The organism is Bradyrhizobium sp. Ghvi, assembly GCF_900115265.1.
Lineage (GTDB): Bacteria > Pseudomonadota > Alphaproteobacteria > Rhizobiales > Xanthobacteraceae > Bradyrhizobium.
The window spans coordinates 429,064-446,250 of the sequence record NZ_FOVU01000004.1 but is presented as its reverse complement, the minus strand read 5'-3'; the positions used below and the strand labels follow the sequence as shown (position 1 = coordinate 446,250).

At 56.6% G+C, this 17,187-nt stretch carries 20 protein-coding genes; 8 read left to right on the top strand and 12 right to left on the bottom strand.

Annotation, left to right across the window (positions count from 1 at the left end):
• Window position 1: 1 nt before the first annotated feature.
• The 4 genes from BM374_RS17630 to BM374_RS17615 form a co-directional block, all read right to left on the bottom strand.
• Window positions 2-1,492, bottom strand: a complete 1,491-nt coding sequence (locus BM374_RS17630; RefSeq protein WP_092294304.1) for an AbiV family abortive infection protein — start codon at window positions 1,490-1,492, stop codon at window positions 2-4.
• A gap of 202 nt (window positions 1,493-1,694) precedes the next feature.
• A complete protein-coding gene (locus BM374_RS17625) occupies window positions 1,695-1,913 on the bottom strand; it encodes a DUF6894 family protein (protein WP_092294302.1) in 219 nt (72 codons plus the stop codon).
• Between the two features lie 215 nt (window positions 1,914-2,128).
• Window positions 2,129-3,715 carry a recombinase family protein gene (locus BM374_RS17620; protein WP_177248373.1) on the bottom strand — a complete coding sequence of 529 codons (1,587 nt, stop codon included), beginning with the start codon at window positions 3,713-3,715 and terminating at the stop codon, window positions 2,129-2,131.
• A 22-nt stretch (window positions 3,716-3,737) separates the two neighbouring features.
• On the bottom strand, window positions 3,738-3,956 hold the full coding sequence (locus BM374_RS17615) for a hypothetical protein (RefSeq protein WP_092294298.1): 219 nt from the start codon (window positions 3,954-3,956) through the stop codon (window positions 3,738-3,740).
• Window positions 3,957-4,521: 565 nt separating this feature from the next.
• Between BM374_RS17615 and BM374_RS17605 the strand changes: the two genes are divergently transcribed.
• Entirely contained in the window at window positions 4,522-5,181 is a 660-nt protein-coding gene (locus BM374_RS17605; RefSeq protein ID WP_092294294.1) for an acyltransferase, read from the top strand.
• A gap of 1,361 nt (window positions 5,182-6,542) precedes the next feature.
• Here the strand turns inward: BM374_RS17605 and BM374_RS17600 are convergent.
• The 5 genes from BM374_RS17600 to BM374_RS17575 all read right to left on the bottom strand — a co-directional run bounded on the left by BM374_RS17600 (window position 6,543) and on the right by BM374_RS17575 (window position 9,668).
• The gene (locus BM374_RS17600; RefSeq protein ID WP_092294292.1) at window positions 6,543-7,502 is read right to left on the bottom strand and encodes a hypothetical protein; all 960 of its coding nucleotides are present in this window, start codon (window positions 7,500-7,502) and stop codon (window positions 6,543-6,545) included.
• Window positions 7,503-7,708: 206 nt separating this feature from the next.
• Window positions 7,709-7,897 carry a hypothetical protein gene (locus BM374_RS17595; RefSeq protein WP_092294290.1) on the bottom strand — a complete coding sequence of 63 codons (189 nt, stop codon included), beginning with the start codon at window positions 7,895-7,897 and terminating at the stop codon, window positions 7,709-7,711.
• A 416-nt stretch (window positions 7,898-8,313) separates the two neighbouring features.
• Window positions 8,314-8,577, bottom strand: a complete 264-nt coding sequence (locus BM374_RS17585; RefSeq protein WP_143270210.1) for a hypothetical protein — start codon at window positions 8,575-8,577, stop codon at window positions 8,314-8,316.
• A gap of 184 nt (window positions 8,578-8,761) precedes the next feature.
• Window positions 8,762-9,355: a hypothetical protein gene (locus BM374_RS17580; RefSeq protein ID WP_143270209.1), complete on the bottom strand. Its 594-nt coding sequence runs from the start codon at window positions 9,353-9,355 to the stop codon at window positions 8,762-8,764.
• A 10-nt stretch (window positions 9,356-9,365) separates the two neighbouring features.
• Entirely contained in the window at window positions 9,366-9,668 is a 303-nt protein-coding gene (locus tag BM374_RS17575) for a hypothetical protein (RefSeq protein ID WP_092294282.1), read from the bottom strand.
• A gap of 92 nt (window positions 9,669-9,760) precedes the next feature.
• Here BM374_RS17575 and BM374_RS17570 point away from each other — a divergent pair, with 92 nt between their 5' ends.
• From BM374_RS17570 to BM374_RS17545, 7 genes are all read left to right on the top strand, one after another.
• Entirely contained in the window at window positions 9,761-10,000 is a 240-nt protein-coding gene (locus tag BM374_RS17570) for a helix-turn-helix domain-containing protein (protein ID WP_092294280.1), read from the top strand.
• Between the two features lie 370 nt (window positions 10,001-10,370).
• A complete protein-coding gene (locus BM374_RS37935) occupies window positions 10,371-10,916 on the top strand; it encodes a hypothetical protein (protein WP_143270208.1) in 546 nt (181 codons plus the stop codon).
• Between the two features lie 235 nt (window positions 10,917-11,151).
• Complete coding sequence (locus tag BM374_RS17565) at window positions 11,152-11,382, top strand: hypothetical protein (RefSeq protein ID WP_092294982.1); 231 nt, start codon at window positions 11,152-11,154, stop codon at window positions 11,380-11,382.
• Between the two features lie 152 nt (window positions 11,383-11,534).
• Window positions 11,535-12,221, top strand: coding sequence for a hypothetical protein (locus tag BM374_RS39410; RefSeq protein WP_244552618.1), 687 nt, complete (start codon window positions 11,535-11,537; stop codon window positions 12,219-12,221).
• 54 nt (window positions 12,222-12,275) lie between these two features.
• Window positions 12,276-13,013, top strand: coding sequence for a hypothetical protein (locus BM374_RS17555; protein WP_092294278.1), 738 nt, complete (start codon window positions 12,276-12,278; stop codon window positions 13,011-13,013).
• A 181-nt stretch (window positions 13,014-13,194) separates the two neighbouring features.
• Window positions 13,195-14,214, top strand: coding sequence for a hypothetical protein (locus BM374_RS17550; protein WP_092294276.1), 1,020 nt, complete (start codon window positions 13,195-13,197; stop codon window positions 14,212-14,214).
• Window positions 14,215-14,460: 246 nt separating this feature from the next.
• The gene (locus BM374_RS17545) at window positions 14,461-14,754 is read left to right on the top strand and encodes a hypothetical protein (RefSeq protein WP_092294274.1); all 294 of its coding nucleotides are present in this window, start codon (window positions 14,461-14,463) and stop codon (window positions 14,752-14,754) included.
• A 30-nt stretch (window positions 14,755-14,784) separates the two neighbouring features.
• Here BM374_RS17545 and BM374_RS17540 read toward each other — a convergent pair whose 3' ends face one another.
• The 3 genes from BM374_RS17540 to BM374_RS17530 all read right to left on the bottom strand — a co-directional run bounded on the left by BM374_RS17540 (window position 14,785) and on the right by BM374_RS17530 (window position 17,109).
• A complete protein-coding gene (locus BM374_RS17540; RefSeq protein ID WP_143270207.1) occupies window positions 14,785-15,495 on the bottom strand; it encodes a DUF8692 domain-containing protein in 711 nt (236 codons plus the stop codon).
• 33 nt (window positions 15,496-15,528) lie between these two features.
• The gene (locus BM374_RS17535; RefSeq protein WP_143270206.1) at window positions 15,529-16,338 is read right to left on the bottom strand and encodes a hypothetical protein; all 810 of its coding nucleotides are present in this window, start codon (window positions 16,336-16,338) and stop codon (window positions 15,529-15,531) included.
• 477 nt (window positions 16,339-16,815) lie between these two features.
• The gene (locus BM374_RS17530; protein ID WP_092294268.1) at window positions 16,816-17,109 is read right to left on the bottom strand and encodes a hypothetical protein; all 294 of its coding nucleotides are present in this window, start codon (window positions 17,107-17,109) and stop codon (window positions 16,816-16,818) included.
• Window positions 17,110-17,187 lie beyond the last annotated feature (78 nt).

Below are 17,187 nucleotides of genomic sequence, written 5' to 3'. Positions count from 1 at the left end.
CCTAGTCCGTCCCATGCTTATCGAGAATGGTTTTCCATGTTCGGCTGGCGATGTGCACCAAGTAAAGATCTGCCATGTGCTTTGCCGTGCGCAAATTGGCCAACGGGGTATCATTTGGGTCACCCCGCGTCTTGAGAGATTGAAACACCTTCTCGCGGTGCTGCCGCTCGGGCATGAATGGAGAGAAGCCGAGATGGAGTTGCGCTTCAAATTCATCTGGCGCCCCGTTCCATCCGCCGTAATGACGCAATGCTCCGGCCAAGCTCCTCACAAATTCATGCCGGGCCAAATCATCGAAGCGGTAGAACGTGTCTGACTTCGCAATCATTGCGAGTCCGTTGAAGTACGGAGAAAAGATTGGCTCAGCTTCGGCCTCCGGCAGCGGCGCATACGCCATCATGCAGCCTAGGGCATTATCAATATGCGCATCCGTTAGTGCGACAGCTCGACCGTCATCCCAAAAAGTTTCGGGCGTAACGAGATCCATGGGGCGGTTATGCTCAAGGTCGCGAACCTCTTTAAACATCTTTTGCTGGAAGCCCGGCCGTTGGAACCAGAAATAGCCAAGGCTTCCGATGCTGATGCAGGCGACAGCTAACTTACCTAGGCTGATGAGCCTGCCAGCAAGATCCTGAAGAGGTCGATTGTCGCTCAAAGATATCTGAAGGGTGAGGGCATCCTTCTTTCCCGTCCAGAGAAACTGGACCGGTTCAATGCGGTCGTTCCATCTCGCTAAAACTTTGGCGCGGAGCGAATGCGACGGTGTGTAAACTGAGGCGTTCGCCCTCCATTTCGGTTTTGCCGTTCCAGATTTCGCGGCGGGCCTCGCGAGCTCCGCTTTCAGAAACTCTTCGGCTTCTGCGTCAAGTCGCGCCATCTCGGCTCGAGCCCATGCGACCCACTCTCTTGGTTTAGATCCCAAAACCTCAAATTGCAGAAGGAAGCCCGGACTCAATAGAGTGCGCGACCGGTCCTGGTCGGTCATTGTGTCTAGAAACCACGTCGTGAGTTCGTCTACCTCGACGGCGGCACCTCTCGCTTGCAATTCATGTTCAAGGCGGGATCGGGCAAGCACGAGAATCTGATCGGCGTCATCCTGCAGAACGTTTTCATGGGGCGGCGGATCTGCCAGATCCGCGTTCGTATCGACATAAAGCGAGTCCAGCCGCACTCTATGAGCGCGTTCCGCAAACTGACGCGCTTGTTCAAAATCCGCCGGATCAAGCCTGGTTAGTGGAGACCAGACCGCCCACTGCAGCTTTCGGCGGTGACTATCAAACCACCGATCGAACCAATCGCCATCCGAATGCGCGTTAGCCACGGATTTGGCCGCCACCATGCTTGCTTTCCCGACCTCTTCGAGGGCAAGCAAGCTAAGGTGATAGACAATATGTGGCCATCTCTGCGTTTCGTTCAGGCGATGAGCGGCTTCGATCATCCCGCTGGCCTGATCCAAACAAAGCCGCCAAATGTGCGAAGCAGGATCGTTCATCCCTTACGCCGAACTTTTTGGTTGATGCTCCTCGTGAACTCAACCTATGATTCGGTAGATTGTAAACTGCCACGTCAAAGAGGATCCCCCTGGGGGGCTCATCGCGACGGATCCTAATGCAGAGTGTCTAAACCGGCTGGCAACTGCGCATTCTTCGGCGTCCAGGGTGGACTGTCGAAGGGGCATGTCTGGCTTGACCGGATTAGGTTCGAGAATCGACAGCGTGCCGCGCGATCTCTGAACCGTCCCCGTCGACAACAACAATCGTGCCACTAACGGTACAGTACTCAGGATCGCTGCCGATGTCCCGAGCGACGCGGCTGCCGTAGTCATCCGCTAGATCAGCCGAGCTAAATTGCTCGCCCACATCGTCAGCCTGTAATTGCCCATTGTGAATGATCGGAAAATAGTAGCGCTGCACCGCGATAGCCCTCCTCTTTCGAGGCGATCATGTGCCCTTCTTGGGAGTGGGCCGCACTTGTCAAAAATGACAGGTCCAAGCGGCAAGGCGAAGACCAGGAAGGGACAGAGAAGGGCCACCTCAGTTGGCGGCCTCATTCTTGTGTCCTAATCTGCCGTAGCGTTTAAAGCCGTGCACACACGGCGGAACATCCGCTGCGTTCATCGTAACGGTCGCTAACGCGACGGCAACGCTCCAACCTTCGTCATCACAGCTCGCAAAACATCATCGACGGTAGCGCAGCGATAAGCCGCAAATCGGGACCGTGATGTGGTCGTGAGCGCAATCACCTGGGACGCCATCTCGCTCAGGGGAACAAGGAAGTAGTCCCTCACCTCTCGGTTTCTTTCCTCGTCCAGCCGCAAAGCCAGAAGATGCTCAGCAGGCTCCGCGGTCCTTCGGTGCACCAACCAGACAGGCGCGTGCCGGGGCGCAGTGTAGTAGCGTGCCATTCGCAGCGAAATGCCGAGCTTGCCGTCCACCATCAGGACCTTCGTACTCTCGTTGAAGATGGCCGCAGCGCCAAGTGCACGTATGCGAGTAGCTATCAGCGACGCCTGCCTCGACAACTCGGCGTCAGACTCCAGGCGCGCATCGAGGTAATCGAAGTCGCGCTCCGAGTTCACGTAGCCGACACGACGGAACGCTGCCCTGAGACTGCCAAATCGGTAAGCATACAGAGCTGGGCTCGGCATTCCGTCCATTGCCGCCATGATCGAGACGCTCAGCTTGCCATTGATGGAAAGTGCCTCCCTTAGCTTTTTGAGCAACGCTTCGTCAGACAGCCTAACGTATTGCTCGCTGAGCAATACTTGAGCTTTGCGGAAGATGCTCGTGTCGACAATCGGCTCATACAGACCTGTGGCCCTTACCCAAAGCTCCGGTGGGTTTTTCTTCATCACCTGCTTGAGCTTGAAGGACTTGCGGTTGTAAACGCTGTTGCCGATATAGGCCTCGTTTTTCAGAATGTTGCGGATCATATCGTCCGACCATGGCGTCCCTCGATGGTTCGGTACCTTCTCCTTGTTGAGCAGACGTGCGATCGATGATTGGGATCTGCGGTGAACGACGTATTCGCGGAATATCTGAGCAACAATTCTTTGCTCTTGCTCCGGGCCAGGGCGAACCAGCACCCGGTCTGTCTGCAGATGCTTTCGCTGGCCTTTGCTCAGGATGATCCCCCTCGGAAGCCGATCTTCGTCGACCAATTCGCGTTGCAGTGCGTAGCCGGCAGCTCCGCCCTGCTTGAAACCAAGGCTGGCCACGCGACACGCGCCGGCATGGACCTTAACCGACAGCTCTCTTGAGTATTCGGCCGCCATCACACGCTTAAGGTTCTTTACGATGCTCGCGATGACGCTGCCGTCGTTGTCGAACTCTTCCGCGCAATAGCAGACCTTGATCCCCGCTAGTTGGCAGGTGAACTCGTGATAGGCACTCTCATCGACATTTTGGAAGCGCCCCCATCGGCTCACGTCGTAGACCAGGATATGGTCGAAGTCCGCCCGCCCGCTTCGCACGTCATCGATCAGCTCGGCCAAGCCGGTTCGCTGTTGAATGCGAAGCCCGCTACGCCCCTCATCCTTATAAGTGCGAACGATCGCAAGGCTATGCTGTGCGGCATAGACTGCGATTGCAGCGGCTTGATTTTCGGTCGAATACCGCTGATGTTCCGTAGACATCCGCACATACTGAGCGGCGCGCCCCTCACTAGTGGGCGAGAGCAAATTGGTCCCAGGGCGCACTATTAGCGCGTTGACCATGTGATGCCTCCATGACGGGCAGTCACCAGAACGAAGGAAGACCATGCCTTCCCAGCCAACCTAGCACGGCCGAGGAGACTAAGGAAAATATGCCGCCCCAAAGCCAAGAGCGGCCGCGCGCGGCACTCATAGATCTCAGGAACAGAAACGCCCCGAGCAGCAGCCCGTAGTTTCTTCGGAAGTCGCCATTGAGTTTGGCGATCTTCGACAGCTCAGACGAGGCTTGGCATTCTTCGGCCATCGGGCACGCTCCTCATTCATCAGGAGCACCCTATGAACCACTGTTTTGCCCGACGGAGCAAGTGGTATTTCTGAATATCGGAAGCTACTGTCGGACCCAATTTATCCACATCGCCTATCCCTGGGTCTTGGTAGCGTCCAGCGATCCTAGGAATTGATAAATTGACTTGCGCAGATGCAGCGCTTCCATAGTGGCATGACTGTCCGCCTCATCAAGCACGAAACTGTGCCCGGTACTGGTAGCTTCGAGGTGCGCTTCTCTGATGGGCGCCGGAGTCAATATTTCTATTTCGACGACCTGCCATCGCGACGGCTGCGTCCAGGGCAAGTGCCCCGCGAGGAAGCTCTCAGTTGGGCGAAGATGTTCGCTCGGATCATGCGGGGCATTATCGAGAGCTGGCGTGAAAATGCAGGCCCGCCAGCATATCGGTAGTTGTCCGGGCTGTCGGATTTCGTCGGCTTTAATAATTAGGCTAACGATAGCGCCTATGATTCGACATTTTCGCCAGCGCTTGATACCGCCGCGGAGATAGTAATGGTAAGATTCGTCCCATCGGAGGCGAAAGATGGACACCCGAGTCAATGAGGCGTTTGTTCACCCCACTGCAGTCATCGAACCTGGAGCAATCGTTGGGGCGTTCACCAACGTCTGGCTATTCTCTCACGTCGATAATGGCGCTGTCGTAGGCGAGAATTGTAGCCTGGGACAAAATACCTACGTTGCTCCAGATGCCATCGTGGGCAACGCATGCAGGATCGGCAACTCGGTCTCAGTGTTTGGCCACGTAGAGCTGGGAGACTTCGTGTTCTGCGCTCCCTATATGGTCTTCACCCACATTTCGTTTCCCCGCGCGGCCATCAATCGGCACGCTGTTTTCAAGAAAACTATTGTGAAAACAGGGACGACATTCGGAGCCAACTCGACGGTCGTTCCAAATATCACCGTTGGCAAAGGGACGTTTCTCGCTGCCGGCTCTACGCTCACGAAGAGCACAAAAGATTGGTCTTTTATGATGGGATCACCAGCCCGACATATTGGCTGGGTTTCCGCCTTTGGCGAGAAGATCGACCTTCCACTAGAGGGAAGCGGCGAGTGGAAGTGTCAACATACCGGTGACGTTTACAGTCTGCGAGGCCAAGACTTGGAGCGAGCGCCGGGAAAAGTGGATATTCTCGATTATAAGCCAGGTGCAAAGCTGGTTCGAATGGCCATCATCGCTGATTGATCCGGATGCGGTCCTGATATTCGGCGACCATCTTCGGTCGCCGCTCCCGGGCGCAAGCCGAGCGGTCGGAACCACGGGTTCGTTGCGTGGAGTTCGTCAGTGGCGTTGCGTCGCAAGAAGCGGGAGGCGACTGCACATCGCCAACCACGAGGTCAAGATCTTCACCCGACGCGGGCTCGACTGGACCAGGCGCTTCCGGAAAGTCGCCCATGATGCCGATCTGATCAACCCAACTCCGCGATCATTGACGTCGAGTCGTGGTGCCCGGCACTTCGACATGGACGGCGCCGATCTGTTTGGCCGCGTCTGCGCCGCTGAGCTCTAGGGCGTGGTGTCCAAGATCGCGGATTCAACCTATGGCGGATTGCGCCGCAATTACTGGGTCAAGACCCCGTTGTCGGCGCTCTCATTCCTCTGGGCCATGCTGCTTACTGTCCTGACGCACTAGCCGTGCAACCCTGCGGGGGCCGTCCCACAGCTCAATAGCTGGATGGGCTTGTAAGAGTTTTTCGGCTCGAACTTGGGCGTCTTCTTCCGTTTGGCAATCGATCTCGTAAACTGCACGAGCAACGCCGGATAAATCGACAGCGTAAGCAACGTATCGCATTGTATTGCCCCTCGTCGAGAAAAGCTGCGAATAAGATTCTTGATCGCGCTTACGGTTCCGGTGGCCGAAGCGGCATATCGACGCTCTCGCGCGTCTCAATCCATCTTGCGACGGAGCATCCTGATGAGCTCGCGCAGTTCGCCGGCGTACTCCTCGACGATGCGGTGAGCCTCGTCCCGCCGGGACGGCTTGGCTTGCTTAGGACTTGTCTGTCAGCTTGGGACCAACAACGCACCATCCTGCGCGTGGACAACGATGAGAGCGTTGGACGGCCCCGGCCCCGGTAGAGAGGAATGGGGAGGCCGGGGCCGCTGGAGGTTACCTGGTCCTCTCGCTAGCAAGGACCAAGCGAGAATGAGCCTATCAAGCTTGCAGCATTCCTCTGTTCGCTTCAGCACTGTTCCGTTTAGGAACTCGCCCTTGTCGGCTCGGATTCGTAAATTCGCGCGTGGGTGCCTACGCGTGCCTGCTAGCAGGAAGGCAACAGACCACATCGGCCCCAGCCTGGAGGTTTTTCCGGATCGAAAAACGAGCTGGGACCGAGAGGCCTGCCGCCATGTAGTCGGCAAACACTGCAGTATTTCCAAGAATCTTTGTTCTTGCACCAACATTTGTGAATCCAGCACCTCGTCGAATTTACCGGTCCCGGATTCGCCAGCTCCTCACCTTTCCAGAGCTGAGGTCGCCTTTGCTTCGCGCCCCCTCCGGCTTACCAGGCAGACCATCACGTTAGGGCCGGACGATCGCTTCTCGCTCAGGACCAAAGACCGACGCTGATCCTTTCGATCAATGGCGTATCGCTGTCGTGGAATGCTGGAGCGTCGAGGGAGACCGGGCCATACTTGGTTGGGAACATGCGGTAAGCGGCCCGACTAAATTCCCGCCATCGCTGCGGCGCATCCTCTATCGCAAGCGTCCCCTCAAGGATCGCGAGCATCATCTCGCTCATAACTTCTTTTCTAGTCTCGAAGTCGAGGTGGCGAGGCACGGCGCGATTGACAGCCGTGAATATCTCATTCGATGGCCCGGCGATAATTCCGGTCAGTGCGGGGCCGCTATCGATCCGCCTGGGCACAATCAGCTTGCGAGGATGGGCTAATCGAAGAGCGACCGAGCGGTTCTTGGCGAAGATCGGCTCCAGCGTTGCGGCCAGTTGCGGATCGGCTCTCATTGCGGTGTTGTATTGGTTTACGCGCATCACCCGCGTGCCAGGGTAGCGGTAATTTGTAAGCTGACTGATCGTCAGGCCAGCCTTCGCGCCTTTTACGAGAGCGTTAATTTGCTCCGCCGTGAACTTGGAGGTCTTGTTGAACTCCCGTCGGCAGATCTGACACTCGCGGTGCTGCCAGGTCCCATGTGTCTGAACGTGGTGTTTGACCGTAATGATGCGACAGGTCTGGGCGGTGAGTTCGTGCCCCCTTTTGCAATGGGTGCGCAGCATCATATTCCTATGCGCAGCCCTAATCTTTGCTTGTCGAGCATTTTCAGCAGAGCGCAACAGCGCGTCAGCCCAAAAGTCGGGACGCTCCTCCTTTAGCAGTTTGCGGAAATGCCAACTCACACCACAATTGAACAGAGTGCCGCCAGCATCGAGATGTGCAGTGATCTTGGCGGCGTTGCCATTGTGGTTCGGTATGGATGCGATCGGTCCACGGTTTCGCAGCCCTAACGCCTTCACCACATTCGTTACGCTTGTTTGCTGTTCGCCATTCATAGCTAAGCCTTTCTCATGGTTGGATATCGGTAGATCACCGACGTCTCGATGGAGAGCCCGAGTCGCGGCTTGTCGGTGGCGCTTTAGCCATCGCAATTTCACAGTCGAAGAGAATAGGTTGCTGATTCTCTGGGATGCGGCCCTGGCCACGCGTTGGTCGCCAGGGCGCGGAGGGCCTAATGCGAGCCGCAGGATCAGCAGCCGGATCAGGCGCACTCGTTGCCCCCGACTAGCACCACGACGGGCGCCGGCTTGGCCGGCTGCTCAGGTTCGGCGAGGAAGTCCGTAACAATCTGCGTCATCAAGCGCAGAATGATCATGGCGTCCTCGGTCCCGTCTGGGAGTTGGCTGGCAAGCTGGATGGCGTGTCGGCGGTGCCAAGAATTTTCCTTCATGCCATCACCGTGTTTGTCCAGTCCCGATACCCGATCTGCTCCAAGAGCCCTTCAAAGTCGGCAATGCCGCACTCTGCGGGATCGTCCTCGCGGTTCTCCGGCTCCCGGCCATCGTGCTCATGCTCGGGTCGTCGCAGCTCCCGGCCGACCAACGGCCTTGATCTATCGCGCGATCCACTGAGCCAAGAGAAGGCTCAAGCTCTTCCGGCTCCCGCTCATCATCCTCCCGCTCGTCATCGTCCTCCAACTCGGTCATAACGTAGGAGTCCGACTGATCCAGAAACCTGATCAGCCGATCGATCTCCTGCCGGGCTTCCGCGCGCATTTGCTGAAGCTTCTTGATGGATTGCACTCGCCTTGCTTCTTGCTCAGCGAGGCCGATCGTTCTCTCTAAGGGGGTCATAGGTCGGTGCCCCCTAGTTCGGAAGGATGCTATTGTGGGTGAACGTGGCAAGAGGTGCAGCCGTCAGCTCACCGGATTGCATCATCCGACCAATTTCGATCATCGCTTCTGTGCTCAGAACGAGCTTGGCCGTGACGGCCCGCATGCCTTCACCAGCCGATGGGTCGCGCACAGCGAACACGAGGCGGCGGCACGGACCCAAGCTATCGATACGAACCAGCGTTTCGGCGAACTGATCCGGAAGCGCGAGGGGCTCATAAGTTTTATCGTCTGTCATTATGGTGTCTCCGCGTTGGCGGCGGCTCCCCAGGCGCAACAGCGGACAAATCTTCCCCGTTGCTCCGCGATGGATAACCGCGTCGCCATGTCGTCTCTGGATTTGAGGTGATGAGTTAGAAGGAGGTCGGCATGCGATCGAACGGTATGGTTCCGCCCTCGTTCGGTCGCCTGCGGTCGTCAGGTTAGGATTGCTTCACCTCCTTTCGAACCTGCCAGCCGAACAGCTGGGGCCAAAGGGGATCGAAGTGCTCGCACAGGGCTTCGAATGCCGCCTGTGCTGCGCTCTCGATCAATTGGATGTGCAGCCGTGGCCAAACGGCCGTTTCCTGCACCTGGGGCGTCCAGTGGCTTGAGGAGAAGCCCTTGCGGACGGCGTCAATGGTCTCGTGGAAAAAACCCTCGCACTGCCCTACCGTGCCAAACCTGAGCGCCAGCATACCGATCGTGCGCTGCTGCTCAGGTGAAAGCCCGTCCCATGCCCTGCCCGCGTCAAAGCTGGCGAGTTCGTGGAAGGTCGGAAGGCGATCGGACAAAGGAATGTCGGCTTCGGCCGGTTTCTGCGGCGGCTCCCGTCGCACGCCAATGATGGTGTGAGCGTTCCAGAGTGCCGTCCTTTGACGACCCCCCTGCTCCAGGCTCACCTCGACCTTACCGCGTGGTGTGCGTGCTCCAGCGCTGACGCTGAGGACGGTTTCGCCTGATCCGGTAACGTCGCCACGGAACAAGTGCCGGGCTGGGACGCGGATCAGCGCGGGTGTGGTGGAGTTGGTTAGCATGGTGGGCTCCTCAGAAGGCCGAGCGGCGGACGCCATCGCGGGCGGTGCCGTAAGCGGTTATGGTGGACATCGCGACGGGCAGCCCGTGGCGCTGGCGCCAAGCGCACTGCATCTCGGGGATCATGTCGGCCACCAAGCGCACGGAGGCCCGCAGGGACCGCGGGGTGATCTCGCCCCAAGTCAGCATCGCCTCGCGGCGGGCCAGGCCCTTCAAGACCCAGAGCTTCACTTCGCCGGTTTCCTCGTCGATAAGATTGCGGATGGTGAGAGTAGGCATGGCTCCGCCGTTCACCGGGAAGGTGTTCTTGCTCATCTCGATCGCCTCTGGGGCTTGAAAGATTACATAAAAAATGTAATCTAGCTTGCGCGTATAGTCAACATCAAAAATGTAAGGTTACATCAAAAATGTCTATCACTGCGGAGCAGTGCAGAGCGGCACGAGGCCTGCTTGGTTGGTCCCAAGCCGAATTATCAAAGGCAAGTGAGACGGCACAGAAGACGATTGCCGATTTCGAGCGAGGTGCTCGCGAGCCTTATGAGCGTACCCTAGATGATATTCAGGTAGCCTTGGAGAAAGCTGGCGTCGAGTTCATCCCAGAGAACGGCGGCGGAGCCGGGGTGAGGATGAAGAAGCGGAAGCGGTAGGCTGCGGCACGACGGCGCTTGATTTCAAGACCGTTTGTTAGGGGTAAACAACGATGGCGTTCATCCTCGGCACGGAAGCCATCAATTCAATACTCACCGCAATCTTCGGATTTGTGCTTGGTAATCTCACGAAGGACAAAGCGGCTTAGCGGTGGGGAAGGCGTAGGCCCAAAGTCAACGGCCACTCCTTGCGCTCGCCGTCCGCCGCCTTGCTCTAAAAAATCTATCCCGCCCAGGCGAAATCCGCTTGCGCGCCCGTTGAGGTTGCGAGAGAATTTCGGAATTGTGGTGCCTTGGGGGTGCTCACATGTGCAGAACGATAGCATTCCTCACTGGTCTGTCCCTAATTCCTATTTGGACATACGGACTTTTGCCTCTCGTCTACCTCAACGGCGGCCCCGACAAGATGATCGAGAACATACCGACCTGGGCACCAGTCGTGACTGCGATAGCCGCAGTCACCGCAGCTACGATTGCGTATCGGGCGTTCAAAATTGCTCGCGACAATTTGGCTACGGTCGTAAAAAATCAAAAGGAGACGACGGCAAAATCCACGTTCAGGGAATTTTTGAAGCTTTGCGTCGAAAAACCGTCGTTGGCTTATGGCCGACCCGCAGCGGGGGAAGAAGAAAAATACGAATGGTTTGTCGCTCAGTTCCTTTGGGCCGCCGAGGAGATTTTGGAGTACGCTCCAGATGATTGGGACCGCAATCTGAAGCTACATATTTCATACCACCGGGACTTCTTGCAAAACAATCGTGACTTCCGAAATGACGACCTGCCTACTTACAGCACAAAGCTGCGCACCTTTTTAGATGCCACTCTCCGTGCGCTGCCGCCACCAGATCCAACACCAGCGCCAGCTCCGACAACGCCAGCTCCAACAACGCCGCCGACCCCGGCACGAACTGATTGATCGGGTGCCACGCACAGGCGGCTTAACGGCCAGCGCGCAGTGTCTAGTGCGCGCGGCTCTGCCGAGGGCTGCTCAAAGGTTTCTGGCCAGTTGCATTGCCCCAGCCTGTTCGAATGACTAGGGCCATTTCTTTGCCGTAACCCTGTGGCTCGTCTGCGGGACAATGAAGGTTGATGCCGCCGACCCAATAACGCTAGGCTGCCCGAGCAAGTACAAAAACATAAGGGAGGGCGCGATGTCCATCGACGACCGCCACCGTGACAAGAACGGTGAGATCAGCAAGAAGCACAGCAACACTCTCATTCGTACACTGCGCAAGATTTACGGCAACACCTTTGCCGCCGGCCACCCGGAGACAGCAAAGTTGGCTGAAGTGCTCCAGCATCTCAATGAGACGTCGCTAAGCCAGCTGGTTCATGACCAAAAAAACGGGCACCTCGAAAAGAAAATCAGAAAAGTAGAATAGCTCGCCGTCCGCTTGGCTTCGCTTATGACGCGGGCCCTGAGAGCGCGAGCGCCACGATGTGAAGGCGGCGAAGAATTTGTCGTTGACCCATCGAAGAGACCTCAGAGACCCTGCTTATCGTGATTCTATGCGTTCACCAGTGAGCACGCGTCATGGCCATAGTTCGCGCCCCCGTTGTCACGGCCTCCTATGGAGCCACCAGCGCTTCGGATCGACTGAATCCCTCTAAGCCAAAAGTTGAATGGTGCTACCCTACCTTGCTGCATTGCGTTTCTATTGCACACGCGCGCTGGTTGCGCTTGGATCATTCCCGGCTGGGGGATCAAAATATGCGCAATCTGGGAATACTCGCGTTCGGAGCCGCGCTGGCGGGCTGCGCGTCATCATCATCCGATATAACCGCGGCCTATGTTTCGCCGGTGATGTATCAGAACTACAACTGCCAGCAGCTCGCAATGGAAGCTCAAGGGGTTTCTGCTCGCGCAGCAGCACTGTCCGGCGCCCAGGACAGCCAGCGTACAAAGGACGTCGTCGCTACGACAGCTGCCGTCGTGATTTTCTGGCCAGCAGCGTTTCTCGTCGGAGGCGACAAGCAGACGGCCGCTGAGCTTGCGCAGATGAAAGGACAGCTGGCGGCCATCGAGCAGGCGTCCATTGTCAAAAAATGCAACATTCAATTCCAAGGCAAGCCTGGTAACGAGACAGCCGCGGCTGTCGAGCCGGAGCCGCCTACTCCCCCTGCACCACCACCTGCACCCCGAGCGAAGGCAAAGCCTCGACCCCAGACGCCCGTAGCTGCCGCTCCGCTACAACAACCAGCAGAGGCGGCAAAGCAGTGAAGTACTTCGCATGAAGGCGAAACTGGGATTGAGGCGAGTACGGAGCTTTTGGACATGCGCAAGGCCGCAGACAACCTGACGTCCTTGCATGGCCATGAAGAGGATATCCGAACAAAAAGCGTCTCCGCGATTCATTCAGACAGTGGGTTATGTGATCACTGGAGTATGCTGGCGGAGGCGATGGATGTTACTTATGCATTCAGCCATGATCATATGCACGGAAGCGAAAACGAGCTGACGCTCCAGTATCTCGGGATCCGCCTATTCAACGCGGCCGGCGGGTCAATAAAGCTTGCGTTGAGCGGATACTATCAGCACGCCTTTCACCTGGTTCGGGACGTGATCGAGACGTACTTCCTCGTGGACTACCTTTCGACCTATCCATCCAAAATCGATGAGTGGAAACGTGCGGACAAGAAAAAACGCATCTCTCATTTTGGACCCGGCGTAATCCGTAATGCGCTTGACCTTCGGGACGGTTCTACGATCGGAGAGCGAAAAAGAGTGTATGATCTGATTTCTGAGGCGGCGTCACATGCCTCGTACCCAGGTATTTTGCTGACAACAACGGGACCGTCTAACCTAGCTATCGTCGGTCCGTTCTATGACGATCGAAAGCTGACGGCGTGGTTATATGAAATAGCCCTGCGGTTTAGCCATGCTGCGCTTATTCTAGTATCGCAGCCAGAGGGCAAAGATCTGAAGCTATTGGCGGCTCGCGCTCACTATCTGAGTGCCGTGCACGAGTGGTGGTCCAAATACCGTGGTCTGAAGCCGTCATTCACGCCGTGAGAGCTAGCTTAACGGCCCCTGATTACTTGCAACCGGTCCCTCGCAGAATCGAGCCAGGCAAAAAATGGATCACCGGCCCTTTCGGACCACTGCCGTCAGCAAAGAAGAGCGGGAAATACCAAGGGCATTGCCTTTGCGCGCCCGTTTCGGCTGAAATCGTGGGTCAGCGGGGAATCGCGGCATGCCAGCTTTCCGTGAGCTAGAGCGCTTGTTTGCGCAAATTCAGAGGCAGCTCGCCCCGAGATCGCCGAACACGTCGAGCTGGATTGAACAACCAGAGTTATCTTGGTGCCTTCTGAGCATCAAGCGCGCGGCGTGTTGCGCCGCGTTCGGCGCGGCTGTCTCCGCGGTTGAAATCGCTCCGGCTCTCGCACAAGCGAGTAACAAGTCTAACGGCGATCAGTACATCACCGTCGGTGGTCAATTGCTGTTGCTGCTGGGGGCCCTTTTGGGAGCCGGCGGAGGGCTTCGGTATTTTCTCGAGCCATGGCTGCAGCGAAGACGATACCGGAAAGTCATGGCGACTGGCCTTTGGCTTTCCTGCTACGAACTCAGACGGCATCTTGAGGCGATAAGAACCACCCTCGCAGAGGGAGGCGAACCCGCCTATGAGATGCGAAAGTCACTCACCAAGATACCCAGCTACGACTTCCAGAGAAAGCCGGAGTGGTTCGTCAAGACCGGGTATTTCTGCATGATCACCGCTTACAAGATCGCCGCCTTCTCCGCCTGGATGAAAATCTATCAGACGGCAGTGCTGCGCGCCCAGGTGGTGGCAAGGGGAAGCAAATTCATCTCAGGCTTGTTCGAGAGATTTGACGCCTACAAGGTGGCTGCAAGCGAGAGCACCGCGCTTTGGTACAACTATATCGAGGCCATCGGAGAATGGATGATTGAAACCGAGGGGGATCTCGCGAGTCCGATCGGCTTTGGAAAGTTTTGCAGCAAGTACAATAAGGATGAAGAGTTTCTCATCTTTTTCGATCAGCTTCACATGTTCATTCATTTCATGGGAAGGCCGGAAGAAATGTATGCGCCAGTCTACGAAGAGGTGCTAACGAAAATGATCGCTGCCCTAAGCAGCATCGAGAAGTTCCTTGGTGATACGCACGAAAATCTTCTGACCGAGTACCGCCCCAAAGAGCGCACGCTCATCGTAGGCGGGGACAGGCACGCCGAGGTTAAGCACACCGACGGATAAACTGGTTCAATGAAAACGGAGCTACATTCTCCGCATCGTCGGTGAAATCGATGCTGGCGTGAGGACCGGCCGGGACTTCGCTGTCACCCGCTCTTGTCCCCGCCCCACCCGCCCGGCGACCTCCGAGAAGCTTCAGGTTCTCCCGCCATTCCAGTTTCGGGGAAACCGGATTTGGCCGGTGGAGTCCCCCCGTCAGAATGTGCGCGAAATATTCAGGATCACGAGGGGAGACACCAGCCGGTGCCAATGCGGCAGTTCGACCGCGACGATCGTCCAGACACCCTGCCATTCGGCGAAAACGAGTATTTCGCGAGGAACGTGCTCAATGGAGTGGGCCGGCAATTTCTAGACGGCAGTCACGACATTGTACTTGGAAAGCCGAGCATTGCTGAACTGAGCGGTGATGAGGCATGTAAGGCCGCCTCAAATTTGATTGAAGCCGCCACAAAAACCACGCTCCTCATCAAACCGCCCAGTGGCATTGGGGGCGGTATCGACTGTGCTTTGGTTGGTCGAGAAACTAGGTTTCTCGCGCGCTGAGCGATTATAGAAGCCCCGGTCCTTCACATTTTAGCCAAGGCGCTTAAGGCATTTCGGGTATGCCTTTTGCACGACAATGGTGTGCCAGCGGGTTTGAAGATAGTCGATCAAATAGCTACAGAGCATAGTCGCGCCAACTATTTCGAGCGTTTCTTCGACGCACGCGCTCGTTCGATAGCCTAAGGAGGCTACTCCCTCATGTACGGCGATATATTGAGATATCGCTTCGACGACAATACAGCCACCCACGAAAACGAGAGCGCTCAAAGCAAATCGACGCGCAAATTTGACGGGTAAGTGCTTTAGCAAAGGAGCGAAGTATACTGCCGCCGCGAGAACCCCAACGAAGGCTGGCGACATCCAAACAAGAACAGGCTCGGCGCCAACAGCTGACCGGAGCGGCTTCAGGATCAGTTCGTGCAGATTACTGGCTTCGTCCAGAGACAACAAAGTAAAAAGGATGGAGAGACCGGCCCAGTAGCGAGCGTCGCTACCTCCTCCGATGCTCGCTGCACGGGACGCTATAAGAAAGAGACCGGCAGCAAGCGCTAGCAAAATTGGCTCGATCCAATTTGCCAAGCTGGCCTGTATATCTGCTAACGCCAGCAAAGGGACGTGTAGATAAGCCTCATTCAGCCATCCCAACGCGATCACTAAAGCGGAAGTGGTCCAAATACTTCGCTTCGCTGATGAAGCAACGCCCTTACTAGTTGTGTCAACAGTCAAAATCTCATGTCGCATCGAACTCTCCAATAACAGGACGGTCGCTTTCGATCAGGTCGTACCAGCGCTAATCCCATATAGCGGGACCAACCGCGGCGACGGTCCTTGTACCAACTCGTAAGCGAACGTGCCTAAATGTGCCTTCGGAGTTCCATCATCCTCCCTTTCCTGCCCCCAATACGCGATAGCGATCATTATCCACCCATCGCGTGCTTGACCGTCAGCGCGAAGCGGAGCGCACATTCTGAGCGGCCTGTCAAACGTCGCGCCGTGAGGCAATATCATATCCCCTTCCATCAGGGATCTCCTGAAAGAAGGAGTCTCATTGATAAAGTCGTCATCTATCGCGATTGCGGCTTCCTTACCACTCGTCGGTAGACCGCCGATGACGAGCTTTGGGTAGACCTTGAGACCACGGGCCGGGAACGTCCCAACATTCTTAAAGGAGACCCTTATCTCGACGGAAATACTGTTGTTTGACTGGGATATCGAACTTACTGTCGTTCGATCGACCCCAACAAATGGTCTATAAGCAAGCTGGATTTGTTTTTGCGCTGCGGAGGCTGCGGAGGCTGCAGATGATGCAGCAATCTGTGCGTCCTGGAGGCTCTTGCGCATCAAGATCAGTTGCCACAGGAAGAGCAGCGCTTGACCGAAGCCAATTAGCACCAGGAATATTGTTAGAAATCCGGTTGCGTCCTTCAGCCACCACGCCAATGCAAAAGCTTGCGACTCTTCACCTCTGATGCCCGGGACACGATATTCCGTGATGGAAACCACTCCCACGCAAAAGACTGCAATCGTAAGCAGAGCACCGAAAACGACATCCGGCACCCTCGGGCTTATCTTTTCTGACGACACCTCATCCCCCATCTTCGCTAGCCGTTAGTATCGGCTAGCTCCACCCATCGGTCATGTCCTCGGTGTGCTTCGCCGGACAAGCAGATAGCTGCTGAGCAAGAAGATCGCGCCAAACATAGATGGCATCCAAACGTCAACGTCGCTGTGGAAGTAGCCGGGATGTACCAGGGCATTGATTGCACCCATCGCGAATGCAATGCCGACTCCAAAACAGAGCACGCCAACGATTATTCTTACAACCCGCATGACACGTCTCATCGCTCTAGAACGTCACTGACACACAGTCTGAACCGTCCCAAAGCCGGTGGGCGCTGATCGACAACGCACCGGCGGCGGCGGGAGCCCGCACCATCGGTCAGTAGCAAAAGCGCACCTATGGTGATCAACAGCTCGCATTCAGCCCCGTGAACGACGCATGAAAGCGCAACCGGGGATGGAGTGCAAGGGGAGCGTGGCCTGTCTGTTCCGCCACTGCTCTCAGTGATCGCGGGGCAATTTCCAGACGACGACAATGGGCCTATCGAGAGACCACATCGCCCCCGCAGCCAGTGCCAGCCGGATATCGGCGTTCAATTCCAGCTCTGTTTTAAACCGCAGATCTGAGCCGGAGTCCTCACCTGCCATGCCCCAAAGCGGGAATGGCCGCCCCTCTGTCGCCAACGTCGCCTCCAGGTTCTCCAGCCGCCTACGGTGTGATGCCAATTTGCTCTCCCGTGTCATATCGGCGCGCAAGTTCAGCTTGGATTGCAGTGAGCAGAGCTTCTTGCTCATCGGCTGAGAGAGCCTCAAAGCCGCCCTTCCGAACGACCTCCGCTCTTTCACAACCGAGAACCACTTCGGCTACTAAGC

Coding starts and splice junctions, on each gene's coding strand:
- BM374_RS17540 (WP_143270207.1), bottom strand. CDS start 15,495: ATGCGACATGAGATTTTGACTGTTGACACAACTAGTAAGGGCGTTGCT.
- BM374_RS17595 (WP_092294290.1), bottom strand. CDS start 7,897: ATGAAGGAAAATTCTTGGCACCGCCGACACGCCATCCAGCTTGCCAGC.
- BM374_RS17600 (WP_092294292.1), bottom strand. CDS start 7,502: ATGAATGGCGAACAGCAAACAAGCGTAACGAATGTGGTGAAGGCGTTA.
- BM374_RS39410 (WP_244552618.1), top strand. CDS start 11,535: ATGGCCATAGTTCGCGCCCCCGTTGTCACGGCCTCCTATGGAGCCACC.
- BM374_RS17630 (WP_092294304.1), bottom strand. CDS start 1,492: ATGAACGATCCTGCTTCGCACATTTGGCGGCTTTGTTTGGATCAGGCC.
- BM374_RS17580 (WP_143270209.1), bottom strand. CDS start 9,355: ATGCTAACCAACTCCACCACACCCGCGCTGATCCGCGTCCCAGCCCGG.
- BM374_RS17530 (WP_092294268.1), bottom strand. CDS start 17,109: ATGAGCAAGAAGCTCTGCTCACTGCAATCCAAGCTGAACTTGCGCGCC.
- BM374_RS17545 (WP_092294274.1), top strand. CDS start 14,461: ATGCGGCAGTTCGACCGCGACGATCGTCCAGACACCCTGCCATTCGGC.
- BM374_RS17605 (WP_092294294.1), top strand. CDS start 4,522: ATGGACACCCGAGTCAATGAGGCGTTTGTTCACCCCACTGCAGTCATC.
- BM374_RS17555 (WP_092294278.1), top strand. CDS start 12,276: ATGCGCAAGGCCGCAGACAACCTGACGTCCTTGCATGGCCATGAAGAG.
- BM374_RS17575 (WP_092294282.1), bottom strand. CDS start 9,668: ATGAGCAAGAACACCTTCCCGGTGAACGGCGGAGCCATGCCTACTCTC.
- BM374_RS17570 (WP_092294280.1), top strand. CDS start 9,761: ATGTCTATCACTGCGGAGCAGTGCAGAGCGGCACGAGGCCTGCTTGGT.
- BM374_RS17620 (WP_177248373.1), bottom strand. CDS start 3,715: ATGGTCAACGCGCTAATAGTGCGCCCTGGGACCAATTTGCTCTCGCCC.
- BM374_RS17585 (WP_143270210.1), bottom strand. CDS start 8,577: ATGACAGACGATAAAACTTATGAGCCCCTCGCGCTTCCGGATCAGTTC.
- BM374_RS17615 (WP_092294298.1), bottom strand. CDS start 3,956: ATGGCCGAAGAATGCCAAGCCTCGTCTGAGCTGTCGAAGATCGCCAAA.
- BM374_RS17550 (WP_092294276.1), top strand. CDS start 13,195: ATGCCAGCTTTCCGTGAGCTAGAGCGCTTGTTTGCGCAAATTCAGAGG.
- BM374_RS17565 (WP_092294982.1), top strand. CDS start 11,152: ATGTCCATCGACGACCGCCACCGTGACAAGAACGGTGAGATCAGCAAG.